The sequence below is a fragment of the Clostridium sp. JN-1 genome, from assembly GCF_003718715.1.
Classification (GTDB): Bacteria; Bacillota; Clostridia; order Clostridiales; family Clostridiaceae; genus Clostridium_AV.
In genome coordinates this window covers 230,286-249,230 of the sequence record NZ_CP033465.1, presented here as the reverse complement: position 1 = coordinate 249,230, position 18,945 = coordinate 230,286, and the positions used below count along the sequence as shown (strand labels likewise).

The following is an 18,945-nucleotide window of genomic DNA, read 5'->3' as shown; positions in this document are numbered from 1 at the left end:
TATTAACATAAATTACATAATAAATACACTTTATTTTATTAAATTTTGAACAATACAAAGCACTGCAAATATTATAGAAAGCACAGCTGTTGTTCTAATAAGCATAGCTTCAGATGTTCTCGATTTATTCTTAGAATAAAATGTTTCATTAACTCCACCTGATATGAATCCACTCAATCCATTTGTTTTACCAGGTTGAACTAAAATAACTGCAATTATTGCAATAGCTATTATAGTTTGCAGAATTATTAAAAAGGTTCTCAAAATAACTCACCTCCATGCACAACACAAGATATATTTTAACATATTAAAAATTAAAGTACAATAATAAGTACTTTCAAACTCAACTTCTCATGTACTAATCACTAAGGATATTTTAAAATTATAACTTCCAATATTTCAGTAATACAATCATACTGTATTACTAACTTAGAATCAAGATTGATTTTTAATAAATGCTGATGTATTCTATATTTAAAGATCTTAAGTTTTTTATATAAAAGGAGAATTTTTATGACTACTCGAATTAGGGACTTGGCAAAAAAAACAGGATTATCCATAACTACAATTTCACAAATACTAAATAATAAAGGTGAAAGATTTAGTGATGAAACAAAGAAAATAGTGTTTGATACTGTTAAAAAAATGAATTATAAGCCAAATTACTATGCAAAAAATATGATTAAAAATGATACTGAAACTATAGGTATGATTGTACCAGAAGTAACAGATCCATTTTTCTCATTAGTCGTCAAGGGCGTAGAAGATTATTTAGAAGAAAAAGGATATTCGCTAATATTATGCAATTCTTCTCATGATCCTAATAGAGAAAAAAAATATATTGAAAAGTTTATTTATAGAAAAGTTGAAGGAGTCATAATTGCAAGTCCTAATAAAATATCAAAAGAAACCTTAGGTATGTTAAACGAACACAATACACCATATCTTTTATTGGATAGGAATTTAAATGAAAACTTAGGAAGTAAGGTCTTAGCTGACGAGGAAGCTGGAGTTAGCAAGGCAATATCTTATCTTGTAAAAATGGGACATAGAAAAATAGGTATTTTGGTTTCAGATAATCAATATTATAATTTAAACAATAGATTAGAAATTTATCTTAAATGCATGGAACAAAATAATATTCACGTACCTGAAAATTGGATTAGCCAGGGAATTTTAGCTTTCAATGGTGGTTACTTAGCAGCTAAAAATCTTCTAGAAAATGCTTCAGTAACAGCTATTTTTGCTGAAAATGATCAACTTGCTGTTGGGGCCTATTCTGCTATTTATGAAAAAGGATTGAAGATTCCAGACGATATATCGATCATAGGATTTGACGACATAGATATATCCAAATACTTAACACCGCCATTAACTACAGTATCTCTTCCTATTTATGACATAGGCAAAAATGCAGCAGTTACTTTAATGAATCAAATAAAAAATCCTGATTGTGAAAAAAAGAATGTTTTATTAAAAACTAATTTTATTATAAGAAAGAGTGTAAAAGAAATTGACAACGTTTATAAATAGGAGTATGATGTAATTGTTTATTAGTAAACCTGTTTACTAATGGTTAATTGTGCTAATACATGTTAGAATATAACAACTTTACTGATTATCAATTGTACTAATGCTTATTAAAATATAATAACTCATTTTGGTAAACTGGTTTAGTAAAAGCGTTTACTAAGTAATATATTGATTTTAAGCATTAAAAATACAATAGAACATACACTAAAGCGCATAATGTAATCGTTTATCAATTTGCTAAATAATAGCAAACAATTAAAATAAAACTTTAATATGAAAGAAAGAGGGATAAAAAATGAGTGAACACATTGAAGCTAAAAAAGGAGAAGTTGCTGAAACAATTATATTACCTGGAGACCCACTTAGGGCAAAATATATTGCTGCAAACTTTTTAAAGAATGCTAAACAGTACAATAATGTTAGAGGTATACTTGGATATACTGGAGAATACAACGGGAAAAGAATTTCAGTTCAAGGTACAGGAATGGGCATTCCATCCATATCTATATACGTAAATGAATTAATTTCATACTATGGTGTTAAAAACTTAATTCGTGTTGGAACTATGGGTGGAATTCGTGATGATATTAAAGTTAGAGATGTTGTATTAGCACAAGGTTCATCTACAGATTCATCTGTAAATAGAAATGTATTTGGAAATAACATAGATTATTCACCACTTGCTGACTTTAAGTTATTAAGTTTGGCAAATGAAATTGCTGAAGAAGAAGGAAAGAGAGTTAAAGTTGGTAATGTATTTTCAGCAGATCGTTTTTACGATGATGAAATGGACTTAAAAAAATTAAATCAGTACGGTATTTTAGGAATTGAGATGGAAACTACAGCACTTTATACATTAGCTGCTAAATTTAATTGCAGGGCACTATCTATTTTAACAATCAGTAATCATATTTTAACTGGTGAAACAACTACTCCAGATGAACGTCAAAAAACTTTTAACGATATGATTGAGATAGCTTTAAAAACAGGCACTAGCATATAAACATTCTTTAGAAAGCAGAGGGTTAATTATGAATATTTATCTCATTATAAATATAATTGGAATAGTTGTTTTTATTGGTGTGGCTTTTTTATTTTCAAAAAATAGAAAACTTATTGAATGGAAATCAATAGGTATAATGATTTTACTAAACTTGTTTTTAGCATGGTTTTTAACTGCATTTCCAATTGGAAGAGCAATAGTAAATGGAATGGCAGCAGGTTTCAATTGGCTTGTACAGTGTGCCTATGACGGTATTGGTTTTGCATTTGCAAGTTTTGTTGCTAAAAAGCAAATGGATATGGCAATAAGTGCTTTACTTCCAATTTTGCTTGTTGTACCACTATTTGATATACTTACATATTTTCATATACTACCTCGTATTGTAAAAGGTCTTGGTTGGGCATTATCTAAGATTACTGGAAAACCTAAATTCGAATCTTTTTTTGCAGTAGAAATGATGTTTTTAGGAAATACAGAAGCCCTAGCTGTATCAGCAGGTCAAATAAAGGAAATGAAGCCTGAAAGACTCTTAACTCTCTCACTTATGTCTATGAGCTGTGTATCTGCTGCTATAGTTGGTGCTTATACCCAACTACTGCCAGGTCAGTTTGTTTTAACTGCAATACCACTAAATATTATTAACTCAATCATTATAACAAGTATACTAAATCCTGTAGTTGTTAGAAAGGAAGATGATATTATTGTAGATATTGATAATAATGAAAGACAACCTTTCTTTTCTTTTTTAGGTGATTCAATTATTGGGGCAGGTAAACTTGTATTAATAATTACAGCAATGGTTATTTCATTTGTGGCTTTGGCATCAGTTATTGATAAACTATTAGGTTTAATTAACCCGCATTTATCCTTGGAAGTTATGTTAGGAGTAGTTATGACTCCATTTAGTTTTCTATTAGGATTGCCATTAGGTGAAGCGTTCCAAACGGCACAATACATGGGAACAAAATTAGTTACAAACGAATTTGTAGTTATGGGACAAATCCATCCTATTATAAATACCTTTACTCCACATATGAGAGCTGTTTTATCCACATTTCTTATTTCATTTGCTAACTTTTCAACAGTTGGAATGATTATTGGATGTTTTAAGGGAATAGTAGATAAAGATACAACTAACGAATTATCTAAAGGAGTTTGGTATATGTTGTTATCTGGTATTTTAGTTTCTTTAATGAGTGCTGGATTAGTAGGATTATTTGTCTGGTAAAATAATAATAAAGGAACGGTGAAAATGGAAACTTTTAAATTAAAAGAAAATAATACAACAATACGTCAAGAAGTACTAGCAGGTATAACATCTTTTTTTGCTATCTCCTATATCATTATAGTAAATCCTATAATACTATCGGATGCTGGTATGCCAAAAGCTTTAAGTGCTATTGCTACTGTATTAATTTCTTTTATTGGTTGTATGTTAATGGGTATATTCGCAAATGTGCCCATTATCTTAACTCCAGGTATGGGTGTTAATGCATTTTTTACGTATACAATGGTAGTAAGCATGAAACTTACTTGGCAGCAAAGTTTAGCTGTTGTTTTCATATCAAGTATAATTTATATGATAATTGCATTTACGGGGATTGGAAACACAATAGCAAAGGCTATTCCAGATAGTTTAAAAACCGGTATAACTGTTGGTATTGGGTTATTCTTAGTTGTCATTGGTCTTGAAAAAGGCTCCATAATAATCTCTGGTAAAAACACAATTATGACAATGAATAATTTAGCAGAGCCACAAGTCCTACTGGCTTTATTTGGTATATTAATTTCAGCAGCACTTTATATAAAGAATATAAGAGGAAGCTTCTTTATTGGAATTGTTATAATATCTGTTTTTGCTTTTTTATTTAACATACATGATGGCGTTTCTACTTCTTTTTCTATTGCAAACATTGTTAATTATAATAAATTGTTTTTTAAGCTTGATTTTTCTTCATTTTTTTCAGTAAAATTTTTTCTCGCAGTTTTCTCTCTTTCAATGATCTTAATATTTGAATCAATAGGATTGCTCCAAGGTCTTATCGAGAAAAAAGAAAGATTTAATAATGCTTTTAAAATAAGTGCACTTACGGTAGGTTTATCAAGTATATTAGGAACAAGCCCTACTGTTGCAGCTGCTGAAAGTGCAGCTGGAATAAAAGAAGGTGGAAAGACTGGATTAACAGCTGTTGTATGTGGAATGTTATTTTTGATTTCAATACTATGTACACCGCTTTTGAAATTCATACCTTCTGCTGCTATTTGTCCCGTTATTGTAATTACTGGAGCAATCATGATGGAAAACTTAAGGTATATTGACTTTAGTTCATTTACTGAATGGTTCCCTGCTTTTTTAATTATTGTAATGATTCCACTTACATCAAGTATTGCAAATGGTTTAGCATTTGGTTTTATTATATACCCTATTTTAAAGATAATGAAGGGAGAAGGTAAAAAATTAAGAACACCTTTATATATTATTTCCTTTCTATTTTTACTTAACTTAATTTCTATTACACTTATTTAGTTGAAATTATTTTGCGGAAAATATATAAACTTTTTATTATTTATAAAAAGAGAGAGTTGAAAAATTATTTATAAATAGTTAATCAACTCTCTCTTACTAGTATTCAAAATAATTATAAGAAAACTAATCACGTCATAAAATTACTTAATGCTGTGCTTTTCATTTTTTTTAACATTTTTAATTGTAGTTATATCTATAATCTCAGATTGAAAGGCTTTGAGCAGTGCCTTTTCTAAAACTTTTTCATGATTAAAGTTAGCTACATCTGTACATACTGCAAATACCTTGTTTATATCGCCATATGAGTTTTGGTAAGTTAAAGTAACATTAGGTTTATCATATTCTATATCTACTATTTTTAATCCCCATGATATTTGAGCAAAATCACCTTTTACTTGCAATTTAGTTAAACTTTCTAATTTTTTTGCATCCTCTGAAGGATTTTGTATTATCAATAGCTCGTCTCCAACTTTATATTTACTCATGCAAACCAACTCCTTTACTTAATATATTTTAAGATTGTTAAAAATTTATTAATCTTTGTTAGCTTAATTATACACTAGATTACTCATGAAATGCAAGATAAATAACACATATTCAATAGGTTTTCTTACAGTTTTTTATATTACCATTGTTATTATATATATTATGTTTTAATTTATGTGAAGTGCTATTATACCTAATTACATAATCTTGCATTCAAATTTCAAATCATGTATAGAAACCCAAATAATTACTATAGATAGTTATAAAAGTAACATATATTTAATGTTAAAATTATTTAAAAAAAATAAAAGTATAATTCATATGAACTATACTTTAATCTTTATGGAAACTTTCTTATTTGATTTATAATGATTCCGCCAAAAAATGCAATTAAAAAACCTTTAACACCAAATGCTATACTATTTATTTGCAGCAAGTTATCAGTATAATACTTTGAAAAATAATATAGTATAAGTGGATGTGATAAATATATCCCATAAGATGATTTTGATATATACTGTACTATTTTCATAAATAAGTTGTTCTTCCAATTTATGCTGAAAATAAATAAAATCAGTATCACACTATATATGAGCACGCTGGGTCTTAAAAATGTAGTTGTATAGTCTATATTTTTAGTCATTCTTGTATTTATGATAATTTCATATATAAATCCAAAAACAACTAAAACAAATGCTATACATATTACTTTCCTAAACTTATGGATTTTTTCAGTAAATAGATTACGATTATTTCCTATAAACGCCCCAAATGAAAAATAAAATATCCAATCAATCATATTTTTTCTATCAAGGAAACTCTCAAGGCTGCTTGGAAATACATAATTATGGAGCCCTATTAATATAAACATAGTTATTATAAAATTTAAAATCAGTGAAGATTTAGATCCTATAAACTTATATACAAATGGGAAAATGATATAAAATTCAACTATTAATGGTACAAAGTACAAATGATAAAAAGCTGTTCCATGTAATATATCACTAACTGCTGAACTTATATTAAAACTCTTATTTATAATGCATATATATATTATGCACCACACTATGTACCTTGGCACAACTTTATATAATCTATGGCCTAAAAACTTAAAGTAACCTTGATCTTTTTTATAGCTAATTGAAATTCCTATTCCAGATAAAGCTATAAAAGCTGGTACAGAAAACCTTGCCAATTGGTTTACCATAAGCGACTGCATATAAATTTTTGTATTAAATGTACTGTACGAAAGCATTAACCCTGTTACATGAATCAAAATAACTGCAATAATAGCAAAAGCCCTTATTACATCCATAGCTAAAATACGTTGTTTTATTGCAATCACCCCTCAATTTTACCACTTAATCTATTTTTATATATATTGTAACATATCTCAACTTTCATTTTCATTAAATTTTCTATTGTCCTGCGACATATTAGATAAAATGTCATTTATCTTACCTGCTCTATCTTCATTTGTAAGAACTGTAATATAATCGCCGCCGCATATAACAGTATCTCCATTTGGTATTATTCTTTGAGATCCTCTCTTTATTTCAGTTATTAAGCAGTACTCCGGCCATTTTATAGAGCTTACTTTTTTACCATCTAAATAAGATCCCATACAAATTGAAACTTGTAATATAAATTTTTCTTTAGTATCTTCTATTTTTACTTTCTTATTATTTGAATTATTGATTAAAAACTTTTCAAGTAAAGATTCATAAACAGGACGTGAACCCAATACATCTGAAGTCAAATATGCAATTATTGCAACAATACTAAGTGAGAGAAAATTGTTAAATGATCCTGTCATTTCTGTAATCAATATGATACCTGTTATAGGTGATTTTACAACAGCTGTAAAATAGCCTGCCATTCCAAGTATTATAAAGTTATTTACATAGCTTGCATCAATTCCAAGCACATTTACAACTAAACTTCCATATACACACCCAATTAGTGCTCCAATTGTAAGAAGTGGAAGAAAAATTCCGCCGGGAGCTCCTGAGCCGTAACATACCATAGTAAATAAAAACTTTATGATAAGTAAAATTAAAATAAAGGCAATTGAAAAATGTACATTAGTTAATAACATTATAAGATTATTGCCTCCACCTAAAACTTGAGGTAAAAAGAATCCAAACATTATTGAAATTAAAAGTGGGAACGCTGCATTAAACTCCTTTGGAATCCACTTTTGTTTTGAATATAAATTTGAACTTCTTAAAAGCACAGTATTAAAAATAACGCCAGTAACTCCCATTATAAGACCAAATATTATTATATAAATATAGTAGTTTAATGGTATCGGCGATATATGCTTAAAGTCAAATACAGGTTTAAATCCCAAAAGCCCGCTAGCTATAAAGTCTGAAGATAATGCTGCTGAAAATGCTGAAATTAAAATGAGCGGGGAAAAATTTTTATGCACTTCTTCTAAAGCAAACATAGTTCCTGCTAGAGGTGCATTAAATGCAGCTGCAAGTCCGGCACTTGCACCACTCGTAATCAAGTACTTTTCTTCTATTTTTATCTTCTTTAATATTTTACTTACACCTTGTCCAACAGCAGCTCCAAGTTGAACTGAAGGACCTTCCCTTCCAAGTGAAAGTCCTAATCCAATTCCAAGGATTCCACCAAAAAACTTTCCAAGGATAACTCTATACCATTTCATATCAAGTTTTCTAAGTAAAACTCCTTCAACTTGCGGAATGCCGCTTCCACCTGTCATAGGATCATGTTTAACTATTTTTCCTAACAAATATCCTATCAAGATAAGAAGTATAATCCATAATGGCAAAAGCCATAATTTTGTCTGCAAAACTTTATAAATATTACTAACACAAACTGTTAATTGTTCTATTCCAATCCTAAAAGAAACTACTACAAGACCTGTAAATATGCCTACTATTATACTTTCTAATACTAGCTTAAATTTAGAATTATACCAGTAAAATAGAACATTATCTTTGTCCTCTTCCATAGCTATACTCTTCACATAAATTCCTCCTTATTTAAATTGCATTCTGGAATCATATGTTTTTAGAGGGTTTTTAATAATTATCAATAAAAATTAGAGCTTTTATTTAAGAAAAGCTCTAATTTTGCTATCTTAAGTTAATATACTGCAAGAGATTTATTTTGCTATGTTTTTTACATTGTAAAATGCATTTAATCCTCTGTATTCTGCTGCTTCTTCTAATTCTTCTTCTATTCTTAAAAGCTGATTGTACTTAGCAACTCTCTCAGTTCTTGCTGGAGCTCCTGTCTTTATTTGTCCTGCATTTACTGCAACAACAAGATCTGCTATAGTTGTATCTTCTGTTTCTCCTGATCTATGTGAAACAACTGCTGTATATCCTGCTCTTTCTGCCATTTCTATAGCATTTAGAGTTTCAGTTAAAGTACCTATTTGATTTAACTTTATCAATATAGAATTAGCTACTCCTTTTTCTATACCAGTCTTTAATCTATTTGTATTAGTTACAAACAAATCATCACCTACAAGTTGTATTCTATCACCTAGCTTTTGAGTCATTACCTTCCAGCCTTCCCAATCTTCTTCTGCCATGCCATCTTCAATTGATATTATAGGATATTTATCTACAAGAGATACATAGTAATCAACCATTTGTTCAGGAGTCAAAACTTTTCCTTCACCCTTTAAATTATACTTTCCACCTTCATATATTTCAGATGAAGCTGGATCAAGGGCTATAAATATTTCTTTTCCTGGTGCATAACCTGCTTTTTCTATAGCTTCAACTATTACTTGTATTGCCTCTTCATTAGATTTTAAATTTGGGGCAAAGCCGCCTTCATCTCCAACACCAGTATCATATCCTTTTGATTTTAAAATAGACTTAAGTGTATGGTAAACTTCAGCACTCATTCTAAGTGCTTCACTAAAACTTGGTGCTCCTGCTGGCATAATCATAAATTCCTGAAGATCAACATTATTATCCGCATGTTTTCCTCCATTTATTATGTTCATCATAGGTACTGGCAGAACTTTTGCATTTACTCCGCCTATATACTGATATAAGCTCAACCCTAGATAATCAGCTGCAGCCCTTGCACATGCTAATGAAACTCCAAGCATTGCATTAGCTCCAAGCTTTGCTTTATTTGGTGTATTGTCTAATTCTATCATGGTTTTATCAATATAAACTTGATCAAATACATTTAGTCCAATTAATTCTTCAGCTATCATGTTATTAACATTATCTACAGCTTTTAGAACTCCCTTGCCGAGATATTTAGATTTGTCCTCATCTCTTAATTCCACAGCTTCAAATGCTCCAGTGGACGCTCCTGACGGAACTGCCGCTCTTCCTACTGTTCCATCTTCGAGTACAACTTCTACTTCAACTGTAGGATTACATCTTGAATCAAGAATTTGTCTAGCAGCAACATCGACAATTTCAACATAATTTTTCATAAAAACACCTCTTTATTAATTAACTTAAAAATTTGATGGTTTTAGAACTTACTTTATAAGACTCTTACCTGTCATTTCCTTTGGAGATTCTACTCCCATTACTTGAAGAATAGTTGGAGCTATATCAGCCAATATTCCACCATCTCTTAGAGGTTTAGCATCCTTTGCTGCATATACAAATGGAACTGGGTCTATTGTATGTGCTGTCATAGGTTTTCCTGTGGAATAATCAATCATCTGTTCTGCATTACCGTGATCTGCTGTTATAAATGCTGTTCCATCCTTCTCTAATATCTTATCCATAATCTTTCCTACACATACATCAACAGCTTCTATAGCTTTTTTAGCTGCTTCAAATACACCAGTGTGACCTACCATGTCTGGATTTGCAAAATTTAATATTATTAAGTCATATTTATCTTCATCTAATTTTTCAAGCAGTTTTTCTGTTACTGTATATGCACTCATCTCAGGCTGCATATCATAAGTTGCTACTTTAGGTGATGGTACAAGTACTCTATCTTCTCCAGGATTTGGTTTTTCTACTCCACCATTAAAGAAGAAAGTAACATGAGCATACTTTTCTGTTTCTGCTACTCTAAGTTGTTTTTTACCAACACTACTTATGTATTCACCTAATGTATTTACATAAGTATCATTTTTAAATGCTACATCTACACCTTTGATAGTAACATCATATTCTGTCATTGTTACAAATGTAAGATTTAGTCTTTCTCTTGAGAATCCATCAAAAATTTCATCATTTATAGCTCTCGTAAGTTCTCTAGCTCTATCTGGTCTAAAGTTGAAGAAAATTACTGAATCATTATTTTTTATAGATGCATCCTTATTTTTTACTATTACTGTGGGAAGTACAAATTCATCTGTTTTATTATCATTATAAGATTTATCTACTGCGTCTATTGCACTATCTGCTGTTTCACCTTTTCCAAGAACTAAAGCATTATATGCAAGTTGTATTCTTTCCCAACGTTTATCTCTATCCATAGCATAGTATCTTCCAGATACAGTTGCTATTTTGCCTATTCCAATTTCTTTCATGAAATCTTCTATATCTTTTATGTAAAGTTTAGCAGATGCCGGCGGAACATCTCTTCCGTCTAAGAAAGCATGAAGATAAACTTTTTGAACTCCTTTTTGCTTTGCAAGTTTTAAAAGTCCTTTTAAATGATCAATGTGGGAATGAACACCACCAGGTGATAAAAGTCCTAATAAGTGTAATGTCGAATTATTCTTAATTGCATTGTCTACAGCTTTATTTAATTCTGGATTTTTAAAGAAATCTCCATCTTTTATGGACTTAGTTATCCTAGTTAATGATTGATACACTACTCTTCCTGCACCAATATTTAAGTGTCCAACTTCTGAATTTCCCATTTGTCCATCTGGAAGACCAACACTTTCTCCACTTGCTCCAATTTGTGTATGGGGATAACTCTCCCAAAGCTTATCAATATTTGGTTTATGTGCTGCTTTTACTGCATTTCCATCTTCTCTATCTGTTAATCCAAATCCATCAAGTATCATTAATAACACTGGTTTTTTACTCATATTTACCTCCAAAACTTTTAAAAAAGGTTTAAAGCTCAAATATCAAACTTCAAATAAAGATGATTTTCTTAAATTAGCAAGAAAATCACCTTTAATTATCATTTGTATCTATACTTTGCTCTTTTAAAAAATTGCATTATAGTTTTTAATAATTTACTATTGCTGAAAAATCAGCTGATTTTAAACTTGCTCCTCCAACTAGTGCTCCATCTATTTCTGGCTTTGCCATTTGAGCTTTTATTGTAGCTGGCTTTACAGAACCACCATATTGAATTCTAGTTTTTTCTGCAGTTTCTTTTCCATACATTGAGGCTATAACACTTCTTATGTATCCTATAGTTTCATTTGCCTGATCATCTGTTGCTGTTTTACCAGTTCCTATAGCCCAAATTGGTTCATAAGCAACTACTAATTTTTCAACCTGATCATTTGTAAGACCTGCCAAGTCTAATTTTATTTGTTTTCCTAAAACTTCACTAGTTACATTTGATTCTCTTTCTTGTAATGTTTCGCCGCAGCAAACTATAGGAAGAATATTGTGTTCAAATGCTTTCTTTACTTTCTTATTTACAGTTTCATCTGTTTCATTAAAATACTGTCTTCTTTCACTGTGTCCTATTATTACATAATTAACACCCATTTTTTCTAACATAGATGGTGATACTTCTCCAGTAAATGCACCCTTTTCTTCAAAGTACATATTTTGTGCACCAACTTTTATGTTTGTATCCTTAACTGCTTTTAATACAGCATCTAAGCATACAAAAGTTGGACATACAACTACATCACACTTTGCGTCCTTTACAAGAGGTATTAACTCTTCTACTAATTTTTTTGCATCATCAACAGTATTATTCATCTTCCAGTTTCCTGCTATTATTGCTTTTCTCATAATCTAAAATCCCCCGATCATATTCTACTATTTTTGACTAATTTATTTATGCGGCACTTAAATTATTTGTCATTTAATGCTGCTATACCAGGAAGAACTTTTCCTTCCAAAAATTCAAGTGATGCTCCACCGCCTGTGGATATGTGTGTCATTTTGTCCCCGAGTCCAAAGTTATTAACAGCAGAAGCACTATCTCCTCCGCCTATAATTGTTATAGCATTTGATTCTGCCATTGCTTCAGCTACAGCACGAGTTCCTTTTGCAAAGTTAGGGAATTCAAATACTCCCATTGGTCCATTCCATACAACTGTCTTTGCAGTTTTTACTGCATCTGCAAAAAGTTTTGCTGTCTTAGGTCCTATATCCATTCCCATATGATCAGCTGGAATACTTCTTCCTTCTGAAATAAAAGGAGTTTCATCTTTTCCAAAATCCTTAGTATAAGTTATATCTATAGGTAATAGTAATTTTACTCCCTTTTCTTCTGCTTTCTTTATCATATCTTTTGCATAATCAATCTTATCAGCTTCTAGAAGTGACTGACCTATTTCGTTGCCAAGTGCCTTTAAGAATGTATAACCCATTCCACCACCTATTATAAGTGTGTCAACTTTATCTAAAAGATTATTTATAACACCAAGTTTATCTGAAACCTTTGCTCCACCTAAAATTGCTACAAATGGTCTTTGAGGTTTTTCAACAGCATTTCCTAAGAACTTCAATTCTTTTTGTATTAAATATCCACATACTGCTGTTGGTACAAATTGAGTAACCCCTACTGTTGAACAATGAGCCCTGTGAGCTGTTCCAAAAGCATCATTTACAAATATTTCAGCAAGTGATGCTAATTCCTTTGAGAAGTTTTCTTCATTTTTAGTTTCTTCTTTTCTATATCTTGTATTTTCAAGAAGAACTATATCTCCATCTTTCATTTCACTAACTGCTTTTTTAGCATTTTCACCAACTACGTTTTTATCAGCAGCAAATAAAACTTCTTTTCCAAGTAATTCAGAAAGTCTTTTTGCAACAGGAGCTAGAGATAATTCAAGTTTTGGTTCTCCCTTTGGCTTTCCAAGATGTGAACAAAGTATAACTTTAGCATTGTGTTCTACTAGGTATTTGATTGTTGGAAGTGCTCCAACTAATCTGTTTTCATCTGTAATCTTACCATCAACTAGTGGTACATTAAAATCGCATCTTACCAAAACTTTTTTTCCTTTTACAACTATATCCTCTATAGTCTTTTTGTTATAAACTGCCATTTAAGTACACCTCTTTTAATTAAAATTTATCAATAACTTTATCTTACCATATATTTTATTATTCGCAAAAGCAATACATATATATTCAGGTCAAAAAGGTCCAGCCTTATAGCCAAAACTACAAAACCAGACCTTATAATATTTATCTACTATAGTCTATCAGCAACATACTTAGTTAAGTCTGCTAATCTATTTGAATATCCAAATTCATTATCATACCATGAAACAACTTTAACCATGTTTCCTTCAACAACCATAGTTGACATTCCATCTACTATTGAAGATCTTTCGTCTCCTCTATAGTCTATAGATACTAATGGTTCATCGCTGTAACCAAGTACTCCCTTCATATCAGTTTCAGCTGCTTTTTTGAATGCTGCATTTACTTCTTCAACTGTTACATCTTTCTTAAGTTCTGCAACTAAATCTGTACATGATACTGTAGGAGTAGGAACTCTAAGTGAAAATCCATTTAATTTTCCTTTTAATTGAGGTAATACAAGTGCAACTGCTTTTGCAGCTCCTGTAGTTGTTGGTATCATTGATTCACAAGCTGCTCTAGCTCTTCTTAAATCTTTGTGTGGAGCATCAAGTAATCTTTGGTCCCCAGTATATGAATGAACTGTTGTCATTAATCCTTTTACTATTCCAAATTCTCTGTCAAGAACCTTAGCAAATGGTGCTAAGCAGTTTGTAGTACAAGAAGCATTTGAAATTACATTGTGTTTTGCTGGATCATATTTTTCTTCGTTAACACCCATAACTATTGTAATATCTTCATTTTTTGCTGGTGCTGATATAAGAACTTTTTTAACTGTTCCTCCAAGATGAGCTTTAGCTTTTTCATCCCTGAATAATCCAGTAGATTCTATAACTATTTCAGCTCCAACGCCATTCCAATCTATATCTTTAGGGTTTCTTTCTGAGAAAATCTTTATTTCATTTCCATTTACAACTATTGAGTTTTCTTTAGCTTCAACTGTTCCATCAAATTTTCCATATAATGAGTCATACTTTAATAAGTGAGCTAATGTCTCTGCATCAGTTAAGTCATTTATACCAACTACTTGTAATTCATTAGCATAATGTTTTACCAATGCTTTAAATACATTTCTTCCTATTCTTCCAAAACCATTAATTCCAACTTTAATCATTTAAAAATTCCTCCTGTTATTTAAATAATTTGCTTTTTATTTAGTTAAACAATATAAAATAAGGTAAAACTAACAAAAATACAACATTTATATTAATAATTATTTTTAGCTATTTATAATATTTACAATTTCTCGTGCTGCTCCTTCATCTGTAATAAGTACACTATTTGTATTGTTTATTTCAGTGGAAATTATAGCTTCTGCTTTTTCCTTTCCACCTGCAACTGCTACAAGAAATTCAATCTTATCTATGTTTTCATTTTTAACTCCTATGGTTGGAGTTGAATAAACAACTTTACCATTCTTATCAAAATAGTAACCAAAAGCTTCTCCAACTGCGCCTACTTGTTCGATTTTTTGTACATCATCTTCACTTAATCCTCTTCTTCTAGCCATTTGATCTGCTCTACCAATACCATAAATCAGAATATTGGAGTTATGTATTATATTTAAAGTTTCTTTAATATCCTTTTCTTGTATAATAGTACTTAACGCCTTATCACTTAAGTTATCTGGAACGTGAAGTAACTTATAATTTGCATCTAATTTACCTGCTAAATTTGCTGCCAAAGTATTTGCTTGGGTCTGTACATCTTTACCCATACCGCCCCTTGCTGGAATTACTTTAACATTTTTAAGTCCTGAAATTCTAGCCATATTATCAACTACTTCTTTAACCGTATATCCACCAGTTAACGCAATTATACTATTATCTTTTATAATACTTTTCAAATAAGATGCAGCTGTTCTTCCAAGTTCATTCATAACAGTATTATCTTCATCTAAATTCCCTGGAACAACTATTATACCTTTCAATTTTAAGTAATCTTTTATTATGTATTCTATATCTGATAAACCCTTCATTTCATGTATGAAATCTTTAAGGTTATCAATGATCTTTTCTCCCTCTTTTGTTATTGTCATACCTGGAGTATTTATTTCGATAAAATTCTGACTCTTGAAAAAGTTTATCTCTGTACGGACTATTCTCTCACCTATACCTAAATTATTGGCAAGCACTCTTCTGCCTATAGGCTGATTATAATATATCGTCCTCAGTATGCTGTACCTCTTTTCCAATAACTCTAGCATTTCGGGAACTATTTTTTGTTGTAATTTCAATAATTGCTCCATTCAAACACCTCTTTGGTCACAAAGCGTCCCGCTGATAACTTTTTCGTCCCACCTATATTATAAATCAAATCATAATTTTTTTAAATAGTATTTTTTCCGAAAGTCATGAACAAATTGTGAACAATAGGGAGAATTAAAATCTTTTTCTCCCCTTAGATGACTTTATTCCTAATTCCTCTCTATATTTTGCTACAGTTCTTCTAGAAATATTCATGTTTTTTCGATTTAATATATTACATATACTTTGATCGGATAACGGCTTTTTCTTATCTTCATTATCAACTAATTCTCTTATAGTTTTCTTTATTAAATTTACAGAAACATCTTCTCCATTAAAAGGTGATGATATGCCAGTAGTGAATAAGTCTTTAATCTTTATAGTACCCATATTCGTGTATATATATTTATCTCTTACTGCTCTACTTATAGTGGATTCATGCATATTTAAAATTTCTGCTATTTGCTTCAATGTCATTGGCTTTAAGTACTGTTCACCATAATCAAAGTACTCTTTTTGAAGTTCTAATATTTTCTCTATAACTCTATATATAGTACTCTTTCTATGCTGTATACTCTTGATTAAAAATACAGCACCATTGAGTTTTTCCTTCACATAATCAACTGCATCCTTGTCATCTTCATGATTTATTATATCTTTATACATAGTATTTATGCTAAGCCTTGGCAGTAAATCATCATTCATTACTATATAATACTTATCATCTATCTTCCTTATATACGCATCTGGAACTATATACTTTGTTTCTTCACCTGTATAAAAACCTCTTGAAGGCTTTGGTTCTAACAATTTTATTATATCTCCATATTCTTGTGCTTGTTTTACATCTATTTTAAGCTTTTTAGCTATGGTACTGTATTTATTTTCAGCTATTAGCTCTAGATATTCATCTATTATTTTATAAATATTGCTGTCCATTATTCCTTTTTTTTCAACTTGTATTTTCAAACACTCTTTAATATTTCTAGCTCCTACTCCATATGGTTCTAAACTTTGAATAATCTTTAAAGCATGCCTTTCTGATTCTTTTGATATGTTAACTTCTCTTATAATTTCTTCATCACTTATATCAAGATAGCCTCTGCTATCTATGTTTTCAATCATATAGAAACAAATTGATTTCATATAATCACTTTCGCTTATATCTCTTACTTGCTCTTTTAAGTATTCTTTTAGGGACTTTTTTTCTGAAATAAATGCAAACGGTGATACTTCCTCTTGATCATCCTTTACATAATTGTGATGACTATAGTTATCAAATTCTAAATATTTAATTAACTTTTTATAATCTATACTGTCTTCTTCTGAATTTACATTATTAGATGTGTCTTTAGCTTCAAGTACAGGATTTTCCTGAACTTCTTTTTGAACATATTGTTCCAGTTCAAGACTCGACATTTGAAGCAGCTTTATCGAAAGCTGCATCTGCTGCGTCATAACTAACTTCTGCTCCTGTGTTAAGTTTAGACTAAAATCCAAATTCACAGTGACACCTCATTTCCATAATAAAACTTAAAATTATCCCTTTAATTTATTATATCATGAAAAATGATAAAATATATAAAACTACATATAACGTTTATTTTTGATATGTTTTACCATATGCCACCGGAATAAGTAATTTAAAAACAGCTATAATATTTAAAACTATTGCAATTCTCCTTAAGTTTTAAATATTACAGCTGTTTAGATTAAATTATTTAGATATTAAATTTTTATTTATATCCTTCGCCTTCCAAAACCTTTATTGCATTTTCAGATTTATCATCTGCTACCAAAATTACAGGTCCTGTACATCCCATGCCGCTTTCACAATATATATTTTGCTTCCATAATGCATTACATGCATCATCTAGTTCAAGTATATCTATTCCAGGTATTGCATAGGTAACAACAGTCTTTGGAGGAACTTTAACTTCTTCTTTATTACTTGAAGTTTGTTTTTCCCTTTCAATTGTATTTTTTAATATATCACAAAGTCCTGCTTTTTGGGCTTTTTTGAATTCATCCCCTGCAAGCTTTAAAACTTTTCCTTCAGCACATACTGAACAATATTTTAGTGCTTCACATATAAGTGGTGCTCCCGATGCACGAGATACTATATTTATAAGTTTGTCGTAATCTTCTCCAATTCCAGGTCCATATCCATATCCTAAAACTTCATAGTTACCACCTGTCGTATAAGCTGAAAAAATCTTTATAAGCAAGTTTCCAGTAAGGGAATCACATACCATAACATCTGGTGTACCAGCTAATATGTCATTTCCCCTCATAACTGCTCCACCATCTTTTCTGAGTGATTCTGCAAATTTTATTTCATATCCATTACTTTGTAATTCCCTTAAAGCTCTTTCAACTTTTCTTGCACCATCTATATTTAAGATTCCAACTGTTGGATTTACTATTCCTGCTGATTTTGCAACTGCAATTCCAGATATTGAATTTCTTATCATTCCCTCAACTCTATTTGTAGAAGTAGTTCCTGTCGTAGTTGCAATTATAACTTCCTTTCCATTTGCAGGAGCAATTAACTTACCTACAGTAGAAACTCCTATTGGAAAATCAAAGTGCTGTGTTACACATCCATCTATCTCTCCTTTTTCAAGAAGTTCTACCATTTTATCATGGCCGTCTTTAGCATCATTTACTTCTGCATTTTCAAAACCACAATCTACTTTTGGACCTATGAGCACTATATCAAAATCTCCATATTTGCTTTTGGCAAGCTTTGCAGCCTTTATCATTTCATTTATCCCATGCTCTGAACCATAAAGTGTAAGCCCTATCTTTAATCTTTCCTTAAAACTTCCGCTCTTTATGCCATCTGCTATTTCGTTAAATGATTCTGCTATCATTTTCTTTACTTGATTCATACTATTTTATACCTCCCCATTAAGTAAACTTTTGGGTATATATAAT

The 18,945-nt window shown here is 30.4% G+C and carries 16 protein-coding genes; 4 read left to right on the top strand and 12 right to left on the bottom strand.

The features are described 5' to 3' along the window. Nucleotides 1-30 precede the first annotated feature (30 nt). On the bottom strand, nt 31-264 hold the full coding sequence (gene secG, locus EBB51_RS01225; protein ID WP_123052773.1) for a preprotein translocase subunit SecG: 234 nt from the start codon (nt 262-264) through the stop codon (nt 31-33). A gap of 249 nt (nt 265-513) precedes the next feature. On the opposite strand from secG, the gene EBB51_RS01220 reads away from it, so the two are divergent. The 4 genes from EBB51_RS01220 to EBB51_RS01205 all read left to right on the top strand — a co-directional run bounded on the left by EBB51_RS01220 (nt 514) and on the right by EBB51_RS01205 (nt 5,063). Further along, nucleotides 514-1,533, top strand: a complete 1,020-nt coding sequence (locus EBB51_RS01220) for a LacI family DNA-binding transcriptional regulator (protein ID WP_123052772.1) — start codon at nt 514-516, stop codon at nt 1,531-1,533. A gap of 295 nt (nt 1,534-1,828) precedes the next feature. Continuing rightward, a complete protein-coding gene (gene deoD / locus EBB51_RS01215; protein WP_123052771.1) occupies nt 1,829-2,536 on the top strand; it encodes a purine-nucleoside phosphorylase in 708 nt (235 codons plus the stop codon). Between the two features lie 28 nt (nt 2,537-2,564). Further along, entirely contained in the window at nt 2,565-3,764 is a 1,200-nt protein-coding gene (locus EBB51_RS01210) for a nucleoside transporter C-terminal domain-containing protein (protein WP_123052770.1), read from the top strand. A 24-nt stretch (nt 3,765-3,788) separates the two neighbouring features. After that, nucleotides 3,789-5,063, top strand: a complete 1,275-nt coding sequence (locus EBB51_RS01205) for an NCS2 family permease (RefSeq protein WP_123052769.1) — start codon at nt 3,789-3,791, stop codon at nt 5,061-5,063. Between the two features lie 140 nt (nt 5,064-5,203). On the opposite strand, the gene EBB51_RS01200 is transcribed toward EBB51_RS01205, so the two are convergent. From EBB51_RS01200 to grdD, 11 genes are all read right to left on the bottom strand, one after another. Then, nucleotides 5,204-5,548 carry a hypothetical protein gene (locus tag EBB51_RS01200; RefSeq protein ID WP_123052768.1) on the bottom strand — a complete coding sequence of 115 codons (345 nt, stop codon included), beginning with the start codon at nt 5,546-5,548 and terminating at the stop codon, nt 5,204-5,206. 341 nt (nt 5,549-5,889) lie between these two features. Further along, on the bottom strand, nt 5,890-6,894 hold the full coding sequence (locus tag EBB51_RS01195; protein ID WP_243103883.1) for an acyltransferase: 1,005 nt from the start codon (nt 6,892-6,894) through the stop codon (nt 5,890-5,892). Between the two features lie 48 nt (nt 6,895-6,942). Continuing rightward, complete coding sequence (locus tag EBB51_RS01190; protein ID WP_123054946.1) at nt 6,943-8,535, bottom strand: ClC family H(+)/Cl(-) exchange transporter; 1,593 nt, start codon at nt 8,533-8,535, stop codon at nt 6,943-6,945. Nucleotides 8,536-8,688: 153 nt separating this feature from the next. Continuing rightward, nucleotides 8,689-9,993, bottom strand: a complete 1,305-nt coding sequence (eno, locus tag EBB51_RS01185; RefSeq protein ID WP_123052767.1) for a phosphopyruvate hydratase — start codon at nt 9,991-9,993, stop codon at nt 8,689-8,691. Nucleotides 9,994-10,041: 48 nt separating this feature from the next. Next, nucleotides 10,042-11,565, bottom strand: a complete 1,524-nt coding sequence (gpmI, locus tag EBB51_RS01180; protein ID WP_123052766.1) for a 2,3-bisphosphoglycerate-independent phosphoglycerate mutase — start codon at nt 11,563-11,565, stop codon at nt 10,042-10,044. A 145-nt stretch (nt 11,566-11,710) separates the two neighbouring features. Further along, the gene (gene tpiA, locus EBB51_RS01175) at nt 11,711-12,457 is read right to left on the bottom strand and encodes a triose-phosphate isomerase (protein WP_123052765.1); all 747 of its coding nucleotides are present in this window, start codon (nt 12,455-12,457) and stop codon (nt 11,711-11,713) included. A 62-nt stretch (nt 12,458-12,519) separates the two neighbouring features. Continuing rightward, nucleotides 12,520-13,719, bottom strand: coding sequence for a phosphoglycerate kinase (locus tag EBB51_RS01170; RefSeq protein WP_123052764.1), 1,200 nt, complete (start codon nt 13,717-13,719; stop codon nt 12,520-12,522). 149 nt (nt 13,720-13,868) lie between these two features. Further along, the gene (gap, locus tag EBB51_RS01165; protein ID WP_123052763.1) at nt 13,869-14,873 is read right to left on the bottom strand and encodes a type I glyceraldehyde-3-phosphate dehydrogenase; all 1,005 of its coding nucleotides are present in this window, start codon (nt 14,871-14,873) and stop codon (nt 13,869-13,871) included. Nucleotides 14,874-14,978: 105 nt separating this feature from the next. Next, nucleotides 14,979-16,007: a sugar-binding domain-containing protein gene (locus EBB51_RS01160; RefSeq protein WP_123052762.1), complete on the bottom strand. Its 1,029-nt coding sequence runs from the start codon at nt 16,005-16,007 to the stop codon at nt 14,979-14,981. 133 nt (nt 16,008-16,140) lie between these two features. Then, complete coding sequence (rpoN, locus tag EBB51_RS01155; protein WP_190285344.1) at nt 16,141-17,505, bottom strand: RNA polymerase factor sigma-54; 1,365 nt, start codon at nt 17,503-17,505, stop codon at nt 16,141-16,143. A gap of 236 nt (nt 17,506-17,741) precedes the next feature. Beyond that, nucleotides 17,742-18,899 carry a glycine/sarcosine/betaine reductase complex component C subunit alpha gene (gene grdD, locus EBB51_RS01150; protein WP_123052760.1) on the bottom strand — a complete coding sequence of 386 codons (1,158 nt, stop codon included), beginning with the start codon at nt 18,897-18,899 and terminating at the stop codon, nt 17,742-17,744. Nucleotides 18,900-18,945: the final 46 nt, after the last annotated feature.

Coding starts and splice junctions, on each gene's coding strand:
- EBB51_RS01220 (WP_123052772.1), top strand. CDS start 514: ATGACTACTCGAATTAGGGACTTGGCAAAAAAAACAGGATTATCCATA.
- deoD (WP_123052771.1), top strand. CDS start 1,829: ATGAGTGAACACATTGAAGCTAAAAAAGGAGAAGTTGCTGAAACAATT.
- EBB51_RS01210 (WP_123052770.1), top strand. CDS start 2,565: ATGAATATTTATCTCATTATAAATATAATTGGAATAGTTGTTTTTATT.
- EBB51_RS01205 (WP_123052769.1), top strand. CDS start 3,789: ATGGAAACTTTTAAATTAAAAGAAAATAATACAACAATACGTCAAGAA.
- EBB51_RS01200 (WP_123052768.1), bottom strand. CDS start 5,548: ATGAGTAAATATAAAGTTGGAGACGAGCTATTGATAATACAAAATCCT.
- EBB51_RS01190 (WP_123054946.1), bottom strand. CDS start 8,535: ATGGAAGAGGACAAAGATAATGTTCTATTTTACTGGTATAATTCTAAA.
- eno (WP_123052767.1), bottom strand. CDS start 9,993: ATGAAAAATTATGTTGAAATTGTCGATGTTGCTGCTAGACAAATTCTT.
- gpmI (WP_123052766.1), bottom strand. CDS start 11,565: ATGAGTAAAAAACCAGTGTTATTAATGATACTTGATGGATTTGGATTA.
- tpiA (WP_123052765.1), bottom strand. CDS start 12,457: ATGAGAAAAGCAATAATAGCAGGAAACTGGAAGATGAATAATACTGTT.
- EBB51_RS01170 (WP_123052764.1), bottom strand. CDS start 13,719: ATGGCAGTTTATAACAAAAAGACTATAGAGGATATAGTTGTAAAAGGA.
- gap (WP_123052763.1), bottom strand. CDS start 14,873: ATGATTAAAGTTGGAATTAATGGTTTTGGAAGAATAGGAAGAAATGTA.
- EBB51_RS01160 (WP_123052762.1), bottom strand. CDS start 16,007: ATGGAGCAATTATTGAAATTACAACAAAAAATAGTTCCCGAAATGCTA.
- grdD (WP_123052760.1), bottom strand. CDS start 18,899: ATGAATCAAGTAAAGAAAATGATAGCAGAATCATTTAACGAAATAGCA.